This is a genomic window from Comamonas sp. BIGb0152 (genome assembly GCF_024809975.1).
In the GTDB taxonomy this organism is placed as follows: domain Bacteria; phylum Pseudomonadota; class Gammaproteobacteria; order Burkholderiales; family Burkholderiaceae_C; genus Comamonas.
Genome location: NZ_JANUDY010000003.1, coordinates 27,839 through 43,814, shown reverse-complemented (window position 1 = coordinate 43,814; position 15,976 = coordinate 27,839). Strand labels below are relative to the sequence as shown.

The following is a 15,976-nucleotide window of genomic DNA, read 5'->3' as shown; positions in this document are numbered from 1 at the left end:
TATTGGAAACGTGACCGAGTGGCCGAAGGTGCTCCCCTGCTAAGGGAGTATGGGGTGTAGAGCCTCATCGAGGGTTCGAATCCCTCCGTTTCCGCCAAGAATCAAACCCCTGAGTGTTCGCATTCAGGGGTTTTTCTTCGTCTGGGCCTTATTGATGACCAGACGCTTGGCGCTTTAGAAACAAAGCCCTGCAAATGGCAATTGGCAGGGCTTTGGTTTGTGATGTTGGTGTCCCGCTAAATGCGCGCAGTCAATCCAGCCGCGGATGCAAATCAACGTACCTCTGCTTGCGCAACTCCAATGCCGCAATCTGTTCCAGCAGCTTGGCGATGTCAGCATCAATGTCTTCCACGCTTTGCTCAATGTCGTCCAGCGTCTGGATCAGCAGCTCTTTGGCCTCCTGCTTGCTGGAGGCCGATGGCGTGGCGCCGCGCAGGGGGAGGTTGGCGGTTTCCTTCATGAAGATGCCAGTGACGATGCCCACCACCGCCACCGCCACCGCCATCAGGTAGTAGGCAGGAAGGTACAGGCTGCCGGTGGTATCCACCAAGGCCGCTGCGATGGTGGGTGTGAGGCCGGCCACGATGATGGCAATGTTGAACGATGCGGCCAGCGCGCTGTAGCGGATGCGGGTGGGGAACATGGCGGGCAAGGTCGAGGCCATCACACCGGTAAAGCAGTTCAGCACAATGGCCAGCATGAACAGCCCGACAAAGATCAACCCGATCTTGCCGCTGATGATCAGCGTAAAGGCCGGAATCGCCAGCACCAGCAAGCCGATGTAGCCCACGATGACAAAGGGTCTGCGGCCAAAGCGGTCGCTGGCCAGGCCGATGAGGGGCTGTACAAAGAGCATGCCGATCATCATCGCAATGATGATCAGCACGCCATGGTCTTCGGAATAGCGCAGGTTGTGCGACAGGTAGCTGGGCATGTAGGCCAGCAACAAGTAGTAGGTGAAGGGTGCCGCTTTGTGGCGGGATGAGATGCGGCGACGGAGGTGTCGGATCGGCCGCTGTATTGTTGTTGGTGGTGTCCATGCGGTTCCCCAGTTGTGGTGGGTCGCCATCTTCCCCAATCGCTGATCACCCGTCTGTAAGACGAGGGGGCACGCGCTGCAGCCAAAGTTCGCCGGCGAACTCCCGTAAGGGCTGCGGTTGGCAGGCTTTGGTTGGCCCGCAGGCGGCGCTACGCGATCGGTAAACCGCCTTCAGTCTGTTTGGGCCGTGGGTGCAACTGGCGCGGGCGCGGCTGTAGTTGTAGCTGCCGCAGCTTGCAGCTTGGCCAACTGGCGTTTCCTTAGGCTGTCCGTCGTCTGCTCGCAAAGCTGCTGGGTGGCTGCTTGCAGTGTGGGCAACAGCACGCAGGTGCCCGGGGAGCTGCGGAAGGCCGACTCCTGGACTTGGTGGATATAGTCCAGCTCGCCATCGCCTTTTTTGATGGTGTAGCGAAACTGGTATTGCGTGGTAGCGGGCTTATCCGCCAGTGAGCCGAGCACGGCTCCCAGTATCCCGACTGCCAGATTGACCCCGACGGAATAGCTGTGTCCACCGCGAATGGCGCGATCAATGTAGGCGGCGCTGGCCACGGCACCGCCGATGGCCGCGCCCGCGTTCGTGCCTGGGGTTGATTCATCCACACCCTGCACATCCACGATGGTGCCGAACTCTGCCGCTGCAAAGTAGTCGACGCTGTAGTTCGCTTCCAGCAATTGCCGCTCTGAGGCAGCCAAGTCATCCCATACCAATCGCGACAGCTGCAGGGTGGGGCGTGGCGCCAAAAGATATTTGTCCGCAGTTCCCAGCGAGAGATCTTGCGACTGGTAGACGCTGGGCGCCAATTCGCCATTGAGGTAAGCCCGGTATTCGCTCAGCGCCATCGTGCGCGATCCACTGTGAATGCGCTCTACGGTCAGGTTGTCTTGGTTGACCGAGCACACCAGCGGATCGCCATCAGAGACCATCGCGACATTGACCGCCCAATGGTCGGACATATGTTGGTTGCCATCGTTTTTGGCGTCGGTGGCAGCGGGAAATTCTGCAAGGCAAACGGCTGCATATTTCTCAAAATCCCGGGCGACTTCGCGGCGTGAGGTCTCCACATCCTGGTGGATCTTCAGCTGCTCTTGCTGGGACATGCGTCCATGGTGGGCATAAGGCGTGCATCCCCCCAGCAGGACAAGGCTGGCCGCTGCGATCGCAATCTGCTTGGTTTTCATGTGCTATTTATTTTTTGCTGGTGATTATTCATTTGAATTCTTAACGCGCAGCAATGTGAGGCATCTTTGCCTGGGCCAGACCTTTGGGATGCACGAAAGCTTCTTTGAATAAGAGAGAAATTTGCCCTGAAAAACAGAGGCGCCATGCCCAATCCTAGCAGTATTTTTATTACATTGACTTACGATAATGCAGCTGAAGCGGCAGGTACCCAACTACAAGCGCCGCTATCCATCGGTCTTTTTCTCCTGACGCCTTATTCGCCGCACAGCGCCTCCACCAGCAGCCCCAGCGCTGCGCTTTTGGGCGCTCCCTTGCGCAGCACCAGCTCATAGGGCTCGCTGCGGGATTGAAGGGTGAGGTCGATGACGCCGACCAGGCCATTGCGCGAGAAATAGTTCGCAATGTCGTCGGAGACAAGCGCCACCAGGTCGTTGTTGCGGCCGAGCATGGTGACGGTGGCCAAGGCCGAGGTGGTTTCGATCAGGTGCGAGGGGAAGTGCAGCCCCGCTTCGTGGAACTCGCGCTCCAGCAATCGGCGCATGGGCATGCGGGCGCGGTACACCAGCCAGCGGCTGTCCTGCAAGTCTTGCAGCTGCACGGCCTTGGCGCCCATCGCAGGGTGGCGCACGCTGGCGATCACCGACAGCGACTCCTGCTTGATGAACAGCGACTCATAGACTTCGGGCGTGCGGCTGACGGACGAGCGGCAGATGGCCGCATGGATCTGGCCGCGCTCGATCATGCCCAGTAAGGTCTCGCTGGTGTCCTCGATGATCTCCACCGACATATGTGGTTGGCGTGCTAGCACGTTCGACAGCGCATCGGACAGCAGCGGCACCGCGCCCATGATGGTGCCAATGGCCAGGTGGCCGCCCACGCCACTGGCGATGGCATCGAGCTCAAAGCGCAGGTGGTTGATGTCCGACTGGATCAGGCGGGCAAAGCGCAGTGCACAGTGCCCGGCCTCCGTCGGGATTAACCCTCGGTTTGTGCGCTCGAACAGGTCGACCTGCAAGGTCGACTCCAGCTCCCGCAGCGCCTTGCTGGCCCCCGGCTGCGTGAGGCCGACTTTGTCCGCAGCGCCAAGCAGGGAGCCGCTTTCCTCGATGGCGATGAGCAGGCGCAGCTGCTTGGCATGCAGGCGCGACATGACGGAATTGAGGCTGGGTATGCCGCTGGCCATGAATAAAAGTTATATCGGTATGGGAAGCCGTCAGTGTACCGAATGGGCTGCGCTGCCTAGACTTCGGGCCTTCTGATAGCAATGGATATAACTGGTAAAACGTTATGGCTCTGATCAACTATGTGACTGAAGTGCGCTTTGGCGCCGGTGTGCTGGCGGAACTGAAGCAAGTGTGCGAGACGCTGGGTATTACCAATCCTTTGATCGTGACCGACAAGGGGGTGGAGGCCGCAGGCATCATCGACCAGGTCCAACAGGCGCTGGGTGCTGCCCGGTTTGGCCTGTTCAACGGCACGCCGCCCAACCCGTCGGAGACGGCGGTGCGTGCTGGTGTCGAGGCGCTGAACAGCAGTGCCTGCGACGGCATCATCGCCGTGGGCGGCGGCTCGTCGATTGACCTGGCCAAGGCGGTGGCGGTATCGGCCCGCCATACAGGCCCGCTGCGCCAGTTTGCGCTGATCGAGGGCGGCGCGCTCAAGATCACCGCCGCCACCTTGCCCATCATTGCGGTGCCCACCACGGCGGGCACCGGCAGCGAAGTAGGGCGCGGCGCCATCATCATCCTGGACGACGGGCGCAAGGTCGGCATCCTCTCGCCCCATGTGATTCCCAAGGTTGCCATCTGCGACCCCAACCTGACCCTGGGCCTGCCTGCGGGCCTGACGGCCGCCACCGGCATGGATGCGATTGCCCACTGCATCGAGACCTTTCTGGCGCCCGCCTTCAACCCCCCGGCCGACGGCATTGCGCTCGATGGCCTGTGGCGCGCCTGGCGCCATATCGAAGTGGCTTTCCGGGATCCTGCCGACGTGGAGGCGCGTACCAACATGATGAGTGCCTCGCTGCAAGGCGCGCTGGCTTTCCAAAAGGGCCTGGGCTGCGTACACAGCCTCAGCCACGCACTGGGCGGCATCAACCCCAAGCTGCACCACGGCACCCTCAACGCCATCCTGCTGCCGGCCGTGATCCGCTTCAACCGGGGGGCCGAGTCTGTGGTGCGCGAGGACAAGATTGCGCGCCTGGCGCAGGCCATGGGCCTGGCCGATGGCATGTCGGTCGAAGAAGCCCTGGTCACCAAATCCCGCGCACTGCAGCTGCCCACCGGCCTGGCCGAGTTGGGCGTGGGCGAAGACCTGTTTGACCGCATTGTGCAAGGTGCGTTGGCCGACCACAGCCACCGCACCAACCCGCGTGAGGCCAGCGCCGACGACTATGTCGAGATGCTGCGCCAGTCGATGTAAACCGGCATCCCTCATCAAAAGACGCAGCCCCGGACCGCCGCCGCGATGGACGGCAGGCCGGAGGCTTGCGCGCAAGAAGACATTTACAAATCAACAAGCAAAAGGTGGAGACATGAGTAGCAGTTCTCTGAATCACACGGCCACGGTGGCCGACAAGGAAACCATGGTGCCCGATGCCGAACGCCGGCGTGCGCTGATTGGCAGCGCGGTGGGCAGCACCATCGAGTGGTACGACTATTTCCTCTACGGAACCATGTCGTCCATCATATTTGCCAAGCAGTTCTTTCCCAGTGACAACGCCTTGGTCAGCCAGATGCTGGCGCTGGCCACGTTTGCACTGGCGTTTTTGATCCGCCCGATTGGCGGCGTGATCTTCTCGCATATCGGTGACCGCATTGGCCGCAAAAAGACCTTGGCGATGACCTTGTCGATGATGGGCCTGTCGACCGTGCTGATGGGCTTGCTGCCCAACTATGCGCAGATTGGGATACTCGCGCCGATCCTGCTAACCATTCTGCGTTTGATGCAGGGCCTGGCGCTGGGCGGCGAGTGGGGCGGCGGTGTGCTGCTGGCGGTGGAATACTCGCCCCGCAAAAAACGCGGCTTCTATGGTGCCGTGCCGCAGACCGGCGCGGTGCTGGGCCTGGCACTGGGCAATATCATCACCTCGCTGTTGAGTGCGGGCATGAGCGAAGAGGCCTTCCTGTCCTGGGGCTGGCGCATTCCGTTTGTTGGCTCCATCGTGCTGGTGATGGTGGGCATGTGGATCCGCAATGCGGTGGGCGAGACGCCCTCGTTCAAGAAAATACAGGCCAGCCGCAGCAGCGCGCCCATTCCGATCAAGCAGACCCTGCAGTTCCACTGGCGCCAAGTGCTGATCGCCATCGGCGCCAAGGTGGTGGAGACCTCGACCTTCTTCCTCTACGCCACTTTCACCATCTCGTACATGATGGACCACGGTTTTGCCCGCTCGACGATTCTCAATATTGTGCTGGTCTGCGCGCTGATTGCCTTCCCCTGCATGCTGTACTTCGGCCACCTCTCGGACAAGATCGGCCGTAAAAAGGTCTTCATCGGCGGCAGCATCGCCTTCATGCTCTGGATCTTCCCTTACTTCTGGCTGCTGGATCAGAAATCCGTCTGGGCGGCGTCGCTGGCCGTGGGCGTGGGCCTGGGCATCATCTGGTCCAGCTATGGCGCCATGATCGGCACCTTGCTGGCCGAAGCCTTCCCGCCGGACATCCGCTATACCGGCATGTCCCTGGGCTACCAGATTGGTGCGGCCCTGGTGGGCGGCCCCATGCCCCTCATCGCCACCGCGCTGATCGCCTACTACAGCGGCAGCTATGTGCCGGTTGTGATCTTCCTGGTGCTCTGTGCGCTGGTGTCCATCGTCGCCGTGGGTGTGGCCCGCGACCGCAGCGGCCAGCCGCTGGACGAGTGATGGCCTGAAAGGCCGGACCTGCCGCAGCGCTGCTTGCCTGCGGTGGTCTTGTCATTCTTGGCGACCTTCGCGCATCCCCTTCATCTTTTTCCCTATTCAACTTCTTGAGGAAACCCTCCATGCAAATCACTGGAGACATGGTCATTGGCTACCGCACGGTGCGCGGCACCAGCGGCAGCCAACGCGCCTTCAACCCCACGCTGAACGCCCCCATCGCTGAGCCCGAATTTGGCCTGGGGGGCCATGACGAGGTCGAGCTGGCGGCCAGCTTGGCCGCTGCCGCCTTTGACCCTTACCGCAATCTGCCATTGGCGCAGCGCGCCGCCTTTTTGGAAACGATTGCCGAAGAAATCCTGCAGCTGGGCGATGCACTGATCGAGCGCGCCCATGCAGAAAGCGGCCTGCCCATCGCCCGGCTGACGGGCGAGCGCGGCCGCACCGTGGGCCAGCTGCGCTTGTTTGCCCAGGTCGTGCGTGACGGCCATTTTTTGCGCGCCACCATCGACACGGCCCAGCCCGAGCGCCAACCGCTGCCCCGCGCCGATCTGCGCCTGGCCAAGATTCCGCTGGGCCCGGTGGCAGTGTTTGGCGCCAGCAATTTTCCGCTGGCGTTCTCGGTGGCGGGTGGCGACACTGCATCGGCACTGGCTGCCGGTGCGCCGGTGATCGTGAAGGCGCACAGCGCGCATCTGGGCACCTCGGAGATGGTGGCGCGGGCGGTACAAAAGGCGGCGCAGCGCCAAGGCATGCCCGAAGGCGTTTTCTCGCTGTTGGTGGGCGCGGGCCGTGGGCTGGGTGAGGCCCTGGTGGCCCACCCCGAGATCAAGGCCGTCGGCTTTACCGGCTCGCGCCAAGGCGGGCTGGCGCTCTTGCGCCTTGCCAACAGCCGCGCCGAGCCCATCCCCGTCTATGCCGAGATGAGCAGCATCAACCCCGTCTTTCTGCTGCCCAATGCCTTGGCCGCGCGGCCTGAGGCCCTGGCCCAGGGCTTTGCCGATTCGCTGGCCATGGGGGCAGGGCAGTTCTGCACCAACCCCGGCCTGGTGCTGGCCATCGACAGCCCCGCGCTCGACACCTTTATCAGCGCGGCAGCGGTGGCCATCCGCGCCAAGGGCGCACAAACCATGCTGACCGCCGGCATCCACCAGGCCTATGAGGCCGGCCGTGCCCAGGTGCAAGCCGCTGACGGCGTGGAGGAGCTGGCCGCCGGCGTGGCCGCAGACCATGCCAACGCCGCCCAGGCCGCGCTGTATGTGACCAGCGCCCAGACCTTGTTGGCAAACGAGGCCTTGCAGTCGGAAATGTTTGGCCCGGCCTCCATCGTCGTCAAAGCCCGCAACGCCGAAGAGTTGCTGCAGGTCGCCCAGCACCTGGAAGGCCAGCTCACCGCCACCTTGCACCTGGAGCAGGGCGACCACGACAGCGCCCGCGCCCTGCTGCCGGTGCTGGAGCGCAAGTGCGGCCGCATCCTTGTGAATGGCTTCCCCACCGGCGTGGAAGTGAGCCACGCCATGGTCCATGGCGGCCCCTTCCCGGCCACCTCCCACGCCATGTACACCTCCGTCGGCGCCAGTGCCATTGACCGCTTTCTGCGCCCGGTCTGCTACCAGGACCTGCCCGATGCGCTGCGCCCCGAAGCTTTGCAGAATGACAATGCGCTGGGGCTGTGGCGGTTGGTGGATGGGCAGCCAAGCCAGGGGGCGGTTGGCTGAGGTTGGATGGCAGGGCAAAACGCCCTGCCGTGGTCTGAAGGCGGGCTAGTGCGATCCGCTGCCTTGTCTTCCTCGGCAATAGCGACAGCTCGCCTTCAAAAGACGCCTTGCGGCGCATCGCGATCCGCGCCCATCCCATGGGGCGAGGGTTTGCGGAGCCTGGCTAGCAACGCCTGACCCATACAGCAGGGCATCAGCAAATGGCTGGCGCATAGCGCATGTACCAGGCATGATCCTCTGGATATCTTTAAAGAGACCCATTGCACATGCGCGTCGCCCCAGAAATCTTGTTTCGCCCAGCTGTGGAAGCCGATCTGCCTCAACTCTACGAATGTGACCCTTATTCAAAGGCCCATGAGAGCCGAAGATTGGAGCTGAGGCACATGGTCCAGCAAGGGGCATGCATCCTTGCGTTTGTTGACGGCCAGGCGCTGGGATTTGCAGTGTTGGAGTACAGCTTCTTTGGACACGGCTTTATATCCCTGGTATGCGTCGCTGTCGAGCATCGGGGTAAGGGGGTTGCGCTTTCTCTTTTAATGGAGCTGACGCAGCGTTGCGTCACGCAAAAGCTGTTCACCAGTACCAATGCCTCGAATGCGTCAGCGCAGAGCCTTTTTTCACGCGCGGGTTTTATGCGAAGCGGCAGCGTGGAAAATCTCGACCAGGGGGACCTGGAGCTGATCTTCTTCAAAGAATTGCGGGAAAGTTAACCGCACCAGCAACGGGCTCGGTAGGTTTGCCCGAATGGATGGGCTACCGCGCCCCCGGCACCGCGCCGAAGCGCTCCCATCGGACCTCTGCGGTAGTGGCTTGACTTAAACTAGCCAGCACTCCTTCCAACGACGTGCGACACCGTGACGACCCCAAACATGATTTCTGATGCCGCACTGCGGATAAGTGCGACCGAGGCGGCCGATCACCCGCGTTGCACTGATTGCGCACCGTTATGGCGCCCAGGTTGGGAGTCGGTTTCTGGTGCAATAAGCGTGTCTCACCTTGTGCTACTGGGCGCGTTGGGAAGCGAAGCGTCTTGGGAGCGCTTTGACGAATTTCATCCCAACGGCACCCATTTATGGTCCCCGGATGCGCCTATAGCGCCGGGTTGGCACCCCTACACGCGCAGCACCCTGTGGCGATGCCCTAAGTGTTTGGGGGCCTTTCTGCGGTATACGGAGTACGGGGGCTATTACGTCGAAGAGCGCATACGGCCTTTGTTGTCTGATCTGATAGTGAGTCCCCCAAACTCGCAATGACGGAAGGGCTGCCCTGCCGTAATCAGCGGCAGCCATGGCGGAAACCGGCTTGCGGCTGAACGGATTGATTCACGGATCAAGGCCTAAACCGCAGCGATCGCCAATAGCATGCGTTGGAGGTGCGCTGCCCTGAACGAGCACTTGCGACCCAAGCCGATTGCTCCATTTGAAAATTGCGGCGTACCCGGTGCAGGGACTGCATTGCATGCCGCCGCTGGCGCATGTTGACGCCATCCGTTCAGGCGCGCTGCTTTTCCAGTCGGATGTCTCCGCCACCTATATCGACGTCATTGCCCCATCCGAGGTAACGATAGAGCTGCGCAGCGCGGCTTCCATCCGCAGTTTCAAGCCACGCGGTAGAGTGCCGTTCGAACAGGGCGCGTTCACAGATCTGGGTGAGGCGCGTGCCTATTCCGCCACCTTCATAGCCAGGCAGAACAAACAATGCAAACAGGCACGCGCTGTCCAAGTCGACCATTGCAAATCCGACAACTTCTTCCTGAATAGTTGCGACCCACGCGCAAGGGGAGCTGGTGATGGCCAAAGCAATCGCCTCGGGCGTGATTCCCATTGCTGAAAGCGCCTCGGCGGACAAGGTGTTCTCTCCAACCGATGCCCTCACGTGGAACATTGCGCGCACGTCGGAGACATCCGCAGGCCGAATATGGGGAGACAGGTTTTTCATAAAAAGATGGGTAGCAAGCGATGTCAGATCGTCGGCCGATCTGCGGCTGTCGCAGATTGAACCATTGCGCTCAACAGCCTTCTGCCAAATGGCGTCGTTGGAATGATCGACGTATTCACTCCTCACGGACCACCTGGGAGTACCTCCTGTACCCCCACACCGCGGCGACGATTATTCCAATACCTACGCCCCAACCCACAGGGACACCAAAGCCAAAAACAAGCAAAAACATCAAGCCGACGCTGACCAGCGCAATCCACAGCGCCGTGACGAAATCAAAGCGCGCGACCGCCATGGCGTCATCCGCCATGTCGCGAGTGGCATGGCCTCGTTTTTGGCGCTGGCGCCTGAACACCCATACATCGGCGAAGAACTCCGCGACGCCGGCGAGAAGATCGGTGACAAGGCTCATGGTGGAATAGGTTGTGTTGGGGTGATATTTCGGTATTGCCATCTGTAGCGGCTCGCCAAGTTGTCGGTTCTCATTGATCTTGCAAATTTTCTCACTGCATGCAAATTGGGAATCGACTGTCAGGTCTCCGCGAGCTTTGAATTTTTCTCACTGAAGTTTGAACTCGGGGCGCTTTGGGCTCAACCAGATGGGGGCCGGGGCGGCTTCCAGTCTGTCGCTGGCCTGTGAGGCTGCTGTCGCGCTTGGTCAATGCGGAGGTAGGATGGCGGCTAACGGCTAACGGCTAACGGCTAACGGCTAACGGCTAACGGCTAACGGCTAACGGCTAACGGCTAACGGCTAACGGCTAACGGCCAACAGCAGACAGTCGAAGCTGCCTTCCAAATTGCCTGAGGAGTCAACGTGTTTTCACATGTCTTTGTAAGCGTCAGCGATTTCGAGCGAGCCTTGAATTTCTACAGGGCAGTGATGGAAAGTCTAGGTATTGAACTGCGCTTCTGCGAGAGAGAAAGACCGTGGGCTGGTTGGCACAGCGCAGGTGAGACGCGTCCATTCTTCGTCATTTGCAAGCCTTATGACGAACAGTCGCACCATCCCGGAAATGGGCAAATGGTTGCCTTCGCAGCGGCCTCCAGGTCAGCCGTCAGGGTGGCTTACCAAGTTGCGTTGGAGAATGGCGGCACCTGTGAGGGCCCGCCAGGGCTGCGCTCGCAATACCATGACAACTACTATGGCGCGTACTTTCGCGACCCGGACGGGAACAAGTTCTGCGTTGCCTGTCATGTCCCGACGCACGATGATGTGTGAGGCGTTTAGGCAGGATCCGGCCAGGAGCAGTCAACCGCTTGTTTGAGTTCCACGTCTCGTCTAGGCTAAAAGCGAACCTCAGTTATTCAGCAGCAGTTGAACGCGGCCAGCTTCAGATGCTAATCCATGTTCCTTCAAGATTGACGAGAGCACACCCAAGTAGGCGCTCTCGTCCACGAGAATCTCCCAGCCCGGCGGTATCCCAATTGCGAGGCCATAGACAAGCAAAGTCCCCGGCGGGATGTTGACCCCCTCCACCTGAATTTCGTATTCATCCAGGTCTTCTGGATAGATAACGCCAAATCCCCCGTCGCTGTTTCCGTAGCCATGCCGTAGCTCGGCGAACTCAGCCAGCTGATATAGTGGGCTCCATTCCAAGATCACTTCCCTACATGCGGCTAGCGGTTCAGGTGCGTCCAACATCCTGCTCCTCCCTTGCGTTAACGATGCCGATTTTACCCACGGACGATAGTTGCTTCCGCTGCAAAGCAAACGTTTACTGCCGAGAATTTGGTGACAGCAATGGGTTGTTCAGCAACCGTCGCATACGGGCCATATGCAGGCATTCGGACCTTTGCACCAAAGACTGAGATCAAAATTTTTAGGCCTGTCTAAAATGGCGACAGCAAATTTGCATATCGAACAGCAAGCTCATATATTATTGGCGAACTAGGCATGCAGACTGCATGTCTTTTAAATCTAGTTAACCTTGGCAATGACTCTCTCAGAAATCGAGGTCGGACTGCGATCAGCTCAGTTGTTCTCGGCTTGTGGCCAATTTCGCAGTGAGCCGGGCGCTATACAGCTCCAATTGGCCATTGGCTGGGATTGGTTACCAACTAGTCGTGACCAGCCAGATCCTGTTCACGGCCTTACACAGCTAGATCAACTAGATGCAGCCGGTCTCGGACCTGAGCGCAGGGCTGCTGAGCTGTGTCTTGCTAAAGCTGTATTGGCGGGGCAGCGATCGATCGAAAGCTATCCCGTGCTTGTCGAAGGCCCGGATGATTATGGACAAGCTGCACTTGCCGGCGCTCAATTCGCCGCACGCATGGCAGCCCGCGAGCTACTGCTAGAGCAGCCCGGCTTCTGGGTCAAGGTAGTGACGCTTTATCTCGCCGGGTTCTGGCCATGCGGCATTCTTCCAAATCAGGATTTGGCCGTTTACTAAGCCAGGTCCAACAACTGATTCAAGTCGAAGCCGCTTCGCGGCTCGGACTAATTAAGAAGTTGGCGAATGACCGCTACAGGCTGCGGATTCAACTGGTCAATGCAACACAATATCTGCCTAAGGCTGAAGGAGTGTTTGTATGAAGCAAAGACCGCGGATTTACTACACCGAAGCTCAGAAAGCGCTGATGTGGGATCGCTGGAAGGCCGGCGATACCTTGCACGAGATCGGTAAGCTCTTTGACCGGCCACATACCTCTATCCAGAACATCTTAAGTAAAACAGGTGGCATTCGGCCACTTGCCAGGCATCGATCTCGCTTGGGTTTGACCATGCCAGAGAGAGAGAAGAGATCTCCCGAGCGTTGGCAGCAGGTGAATCGATTCGCTGCATCGCCAGACGCTTGAGACGAGCGGCCTCGACCATCAGTCGTGAGCTGCTGCGCAATGACGGCAAGACTTGCTACCGCGCGGCCAAGGCCGATGAAGTCGCCTGGGAGCGAGCGCTCCGCCCCAAGACTTGCAAATTAGCCCACAACCCTGTGTTGGCTCAAATCGTGGCGGTTAAATTGCAAGGTCTGTGGTCACCCGAACAAATAGCGGGATGGCTCAAGCGAACCTACCCGGACCAAAAGGAGTTGCAGGTGTCTCACGAAGCCATCTACCGCACACTATTCGTCCAAACACGTGGGGCTTTGAAGAAGGAGCTCCTGGAGCACCTGCGGCGAACCAGAGGTATGCGTCGCTCCCGGCACTACACCCAGAAAACTCCCATCCATGGACGGATCGTAGGTGCAGTGCCTATCAGCGAGCGTCCAGCCTGCGTTGAAGATCGAGCAGTTCCTGGTCACTGGGAAGGCGACCTGTTATTCGGTGATGCCTACAGTCAGATAGCGACACTGGTCGAGCGGCATACGCGCTATGTGATGTTGGTCAAACTCGTGGACAAAGACTCGTACACCGTAGGAGCCGCGCTGGCCCGGCATGCACAAACATTGCCCAGGCAGCTGTATCTCTCTTTGACTTGGGACCGAGGATCGGAAATGGCAGGGCACAAGCGGTTCACCTTGGCAACCGATATCCAGGTCTACTTCTGTGACCCGCAGAACCCCTGGCAGTGAGGCTCCAACGAAAACACCAATGGATTGCTTCGTCAGTACCTACCTAAAGGAATTGATCTGTCTGCATACTCACAAGATAGCATGGATGCTATTGCGAGAGATCTCAATCAACGCCCACGCAAAACTCTGGGATATCGAACTCCTGCTGAAATGTTCGATGAGTGTGTTGCGTCGATCGGTTGAATTCACAGCCGGTCTGCGACAGTCGCAGACCGGCCAGAACCAGTCGGTCGTTGGCGCTATCCAATCTGGCGAGGAATTGGCATCGAGGAGCAACAAAAATGTATGCGTCCCAGGTTCGCGAGGAACTTCTGAAAGCCGAGCATGTGCTCGATACCGGGTTTTCGTTTGACTTGGCCGAGCCTTTTTACCGTCGATGCTTGAGTCTCATAGAGGCAGCGCCAAACGACCAGCAAGAAATCGAACGACTTGTCATCGAGATGTTTCGCACCAAGCAAGTTAGCAGCGAACCACTGGCATACCTGATGCATGTCCTTCGCTGGGAGGGAGTGCGAGATGCACTCGAAGCGGACTTACGAAACCAAGTAGCGCCCCTTGCTACTGGTGTCGAACAGACAAAGATTCTTGCAGCATTCGAGCCAGACTGGGAAAACAGATTGTTTTATCGATTTTCTTGATGGAGAGCGCTCTTTTTGCACTCAGTGGAACCAATCCATGTGAGGCAGAATGCGGCCATGAGTGGCCGTTCACGGTTCGTCCGCAATTGGGCGCACCCCCGAAAGTACGTTGATGCCCTTGTACACCTACATCGTTTCCTACAAAGGAGCTACCCACGTAGCGCAGGGAAGTCACAGCAACTATCGAGGATTTATATCGACCTGGTGTTCGAATATGCCTTCTGGCGCGCTTCCCGCGTTGACTCCCGCACTTCGCAAAGAACTCGCCTCAAAGGCATACGGCGATTTCTGCGCTATCTCGAACATGAAGCATGCATGGCGCAAGTCCATTGACGTCGGTGGAAGCGAATGCATCGTGGTCGTCGTTCAAACTCAGCAGTAGTGATGGTGCTCGAAGACAACAAGGCCTGCGGCCAGCAGCATTGCTTAGCGAAAGTTCCAGTGAGTCCTCGTTGCAGAGTCAGGCTGCCTGTTGAATGTCAACTATGGAGCCACTGCTAGGACCGCTCAGGGTCGCAAGCTGCCATCGAGCAGGTTCCGTCCGCAGATCACTCTTGGCTTGGTCTGCAGGATCTTTGCAAGAGTGTGAGACTGGCTGGATCAACTGTTCTCACTGATTCTGCAAATGTCCTTGATCTACAAGGACACGAATTTGCAAGATCAATGAGAACCTACACAAGTGGCGCTGATCACGATGGCGAATGTAGCCGACAAACAGGAAGACCCATTTAGCTGAAGAAAAAAGTTTCCGGCAGATAAACCTGCACATGGCCATGTTTGCTCAGTTAGCGATGGCTGCGCTGGGCCAAATACGGAAATCGCAAGCTAGCGTGTTGAGGCATACACACAGCCGTTTTTCAACTGTCCCGACGGCGTGATACGTTCATTTTTCATGACCCCCTCCAGCCGCATCCCTGCACTGGCGCAGGTAGCACGACTGCCAACATTATCTTCATCGGTGCGCGCAAAGACCCGCCGCGCTTTCAAATGCGTAAATGCGAAATGCAGGACGGCTGTGACAGCCTCTTTCGCAAATCCTTGTCCGTGCGCGCAACTGCGAACCCAAAAGCCAATTTCCATGCTGGGAATGTCCCAGCGGATGGTGTGAAGGCCGACGCTGCCGACCAATTGCTGTTCGTGGTCCCACACCAGAAATACCAGCCCCGTGCCTTTGTCGCGCTCGCGCATGCTGCCCACGCAGAAGTCTTCGGATGCGGATATCGACGGCTCATAAAGTGCCCAGGGGAGCGACGTGGGCCAGGTGCGCAGGCTGTCCAGGCTTTCCACTACCGTTGCATAAACAGCTTTGCCATCGCCTGGGCCGGCAAGGCGCAACGTCAGGCGGGGCGTTTGAATAGGGGTGTCGACACTTTCAGGAAACATAGGCGTTATCGCTGGATGGCACAAAGCTTGTGGAAAGGCAGAGTCTGGCAGTGTACGACGGCCACAGACTTATCGAATGCCGTGTTCAACCTCGCGTGTAGTATCCAAGGCGCCCGGCGTTTAAGCGCCGGTTCTATGGCACACATGCGCTAGAAAAATTGGAACACCCCAATGGATCAAACCTTTCCTGATCGCTCGATAAAACCCTTTCGCACTGGTCGAATCCCCAACTATCCGGTCTCGGGTGATCAGCTTTTGGCCGATACCGAAAATCGCGTCCAAAACCATGCAGATATCTTGGGGTGTGCGTTGTTCCAATCGCGAAACGACATCTTGTCCACGCTTGCTGTGCTGGTCCAAGATGAGGATTACCGGGCCAAATTTGGAAAAGCAAACAGCGAGCCCTTTGCAGCGCTGGCCGAGCTGCCTCCCGAATCCCAAGCTGCTGCCATGAAAATCGCGGAGCTGGCGATGAATCGACTTATTGAAGCCATGGTGGGCGAACTAGCCGCAGGCGAAAGAGCGTTGCCTGGCGACTACTGCGTCAGCTACAAGCTGGAGGCGCAGCTGGAGAAAATCACCGGCGCCACCGCGAATGGTGTCAAGCTGAAAAAAGTCGACAAATGCACGATCCTGGATGCGAACCAGAGTGTGTTGCCCGCATCCTTCAATAGCTGGCTGCAGCGCTTTGGGAAGAGCAGCGTTTGAG

Annotated in this window: 15 protein-coding genes, 1 tRNA gene and 1 pseudogene; 10 read left to right on the top strand and 7 right to left on the bottom strand. The window is 58.9% G+C overall.

All coding sequences use genetic code 11. The annotated features are described in order from the left end of the window. Positions 1–4: 4 nt before the first annotated feature. Positions 5–97 (top strand) — tRNA-Ser (locus tag M2375_RS07100). 153 nt (positions 98–250) lie between these two features. Here the strand turns inward: M2375_RS07100 and M2375_RS07095 are convergent. The 3 genes from M2375_RS07095 to M2375_RS07085 all read right to left on the bottom strand — a co-directional run bounded on the left by M2375_RS07095 (position 251) and on the right by M2375_RS07085 (position 3,402). Further along, positions 251–1,069, bottom strand: a complete 819-nt coding sequence (locus tag M2375_RS07095; protein ID WP_259164855.1) for an MFS transporter — start codon at positions 1,067–1,069, stop codon at positions 251–253. Between the two features lie 141 nt (positions 1,070–1,210). After that, positions 1,211–2,101 (bottom strand): hypothetical protein, encoded by an 891-nt coding sequence (locus tag M2375_RS07090; protein ID WP_259164854.1) that lies wholly within the window; start codon positions 2,099–2,101, stop codon positions 1,211–1,213. Between the two features lie 371 nt (positions 2,102–2,472). Further along, positions 2,473–3,402, bottom strand: coding sequence for a LysR family transcriptional regulator (locus tag M2375_RS07085; RefSeq protein ID WP_404979286.1), 930 nt, complete (start codon positions 3,400–3,402; stop codon positions 2,473–2,475). Positions 3,403–3,506: 104 nt separating this feature from the next. On the opposite strand from M2375_RS07085, the gene M2375_RS07080 reads away from it, so the two are divergent. The 4 genes from M2375_RS07080 to M2375_RS07065 all read left to right on the top strand — a co-directional run bounded on the left by M2375_RS07080 (position 3,507) and on the right by M2375_RS07065 (position 8,509). Further along, complete coding sequence (locus M2375_RS07080; protein WP_259164853.1) at positions 3,507–4,643, top strand: iron-containing alcohol dehydrogenase; 1,137 nt, start codon at positions 3,507–3,509, stop codon at positions 4,641–4,643. 112 nt (positions 4,644–4,755) lie between these two features. Next, entirely contained in the window at positions 4,756–6,087 is a 1,332-nt protein-coding gene (locus M2375_RS07075) for an MFS transporter (protein WP_259164851.1), read from the top strand. Positions 6,088–6,206: 119 nt separating this feature from the next. Beyond that, the gene (locus M2375_RS07070) at positions 6,207–7,799 is read left to right on the top strand and encodes an aldehyde dehydrogenase (NADP(+)) (RefSeq protein WP_259164849.1); all 1,593 of its coding nucleotides are present in this window, start codon (positions 6,207–6,209) and stop codon (positions 7,797–7,799) included. 266 nt (positions 7,800–8,065) lie between these two features. Next, positions 8,066–8,509 carry a GNAT family N-acetyltransferase gene (locus tag M2375_RS07065; protein WP_259164847.1) on the top strand — a complete coding sequence of 148 codons (444 nt, stop codon included), beginning with the start codon at positions 8,066–8,068 and terminating at the stop codon, positions 8,507–8,509. A 781-nt stretch (positions 8,510–9,290) separates the two neighbouring features. Here M2375_RS07065 and M2375_RS07060 read toward each other — a convergent pair. Together M2375_RS07060 and M2375_RS07055 are read right to left on the bottom strand one after the other, a co-directional pair. Then, positions 9,291–9,863 carry a GNAT family N-acetyltransferase gene (locus M2375_RS07060; protein WP_259164845.1) on the bottom strand — a complete coding sequence of 191 codons (573 nt, stop codon included), beginning with the start codon at positions 9,861–9,863 and terminating at the stop codon, positions 9,291–9,293. Then, entirely contained in the window at positions 9,853–10,149 is a 297-nt protein-coding gene (locus tag M2375_RS07055; protein ID WP_259164844.1) for a hypothetical protein, read from the bottom strand. Before M2375_RS07055 ends, M2375_RS07060 begins: the two co-directional genes overlap by 11 nt. 402 nt (positions 10,150–10,551) lie before the next feature. Here M2375_RS07055 and M2375_RS07050 point away from each other — a divergent pair, with 402 nt between their 5' ends. Continuing rightward, positions 10,552–10,956: a VOC family protein gene (locus M2375_RS07050; protein WP_259164843.1), complete on the top strand. Its 405-nt coding sequence runs from the start codon at positions 10,552–10,554 to the stop codon at positions 10,954–10,956. Between the two features lie 78 nt (positions 10,957–11,034). Here the strand turns inward: M2375_RS07050 and M2375_RS07045 are convergent, their stop codons facing one another. Then, complete coding sequence (locus tag M2375_RS07045) at positions 11,035–11,379, bottom strand: hypothetical protein (protein ID WP_259164842.1); 345 nt, start codon at positions 11,377–11,379, stop codon at positions 11,035–11,037. A gap of 292 nt (positions 11,380–11,671) precedes the next feature. Here M2375_RS07045 and M2375_RS07040 point away from each other — a divergent pair, with 292 nt between their 5' ends. From M2375_RS07040 to M2375_RS07030, 3 genes and pseudogenes are all read left to right on the top strand, one after another. Further along, positions 11,672–12,127: a hypothetical protein gene (locus M2375_RS07040; RefSeq protein WP_259165326.1), complete on the top strand. Its 456-nt coding sequence runs from the start codon at positions 11,672–11,674 to the stop codon at positions 12,125–12,127. Positions 12,128–12,266: 139 nt separating this feature from the next. Then, positions 12,267–13,429: pseudogene (locus M2375_RS07035) on the top strand (IS30 family transposase). Between the two features lie 98 nt (positions 13,430–13,527). Beyond that, positions 13,528–13,884, top strand: coding sequence for a hypothetical protein (locus M2375_RS07030; RefSeq protein WP_259164841.1), 357 nt, complete (start codon positions 13,528–13,530; stop codon positions 13,882–13,884). An 825-nt stretch (positions 13,885–14,709) separates the two neighbouring features. Here M2375_RS07030 and M2375_RS07025 read toward each other — a convergent pair. Beyond that, positions 14,710–15,267, bottom strand: coding sequence for a GNAT family N-acetyltransferase (locus tag M2375_RS07025; protein ID WP_259164840.1), 558 nt, complete (start codon positions 15,265–15,267; stop codon positions 14,710–14,712). Positions 15,268–15,438: 171 nt separating this feature from the next. Between M2375_RS07025 and M2375_RS07020 the strand changes: the two genes are divergently transcribed. Next, positions 15,439–15,975 carry a hypothetical protein gene (locus tag M2375_RS07020; protein ID WP_259164838.1) on the top strand — a complete coding sequence of 179 codons (537 nt, stop codon included), beginning with the start codon at positions 15,439–15,441 and terminating at the stop codon, positions 15,973–15,975. Position 15,976: the final 1 nt, after the last annotated feature.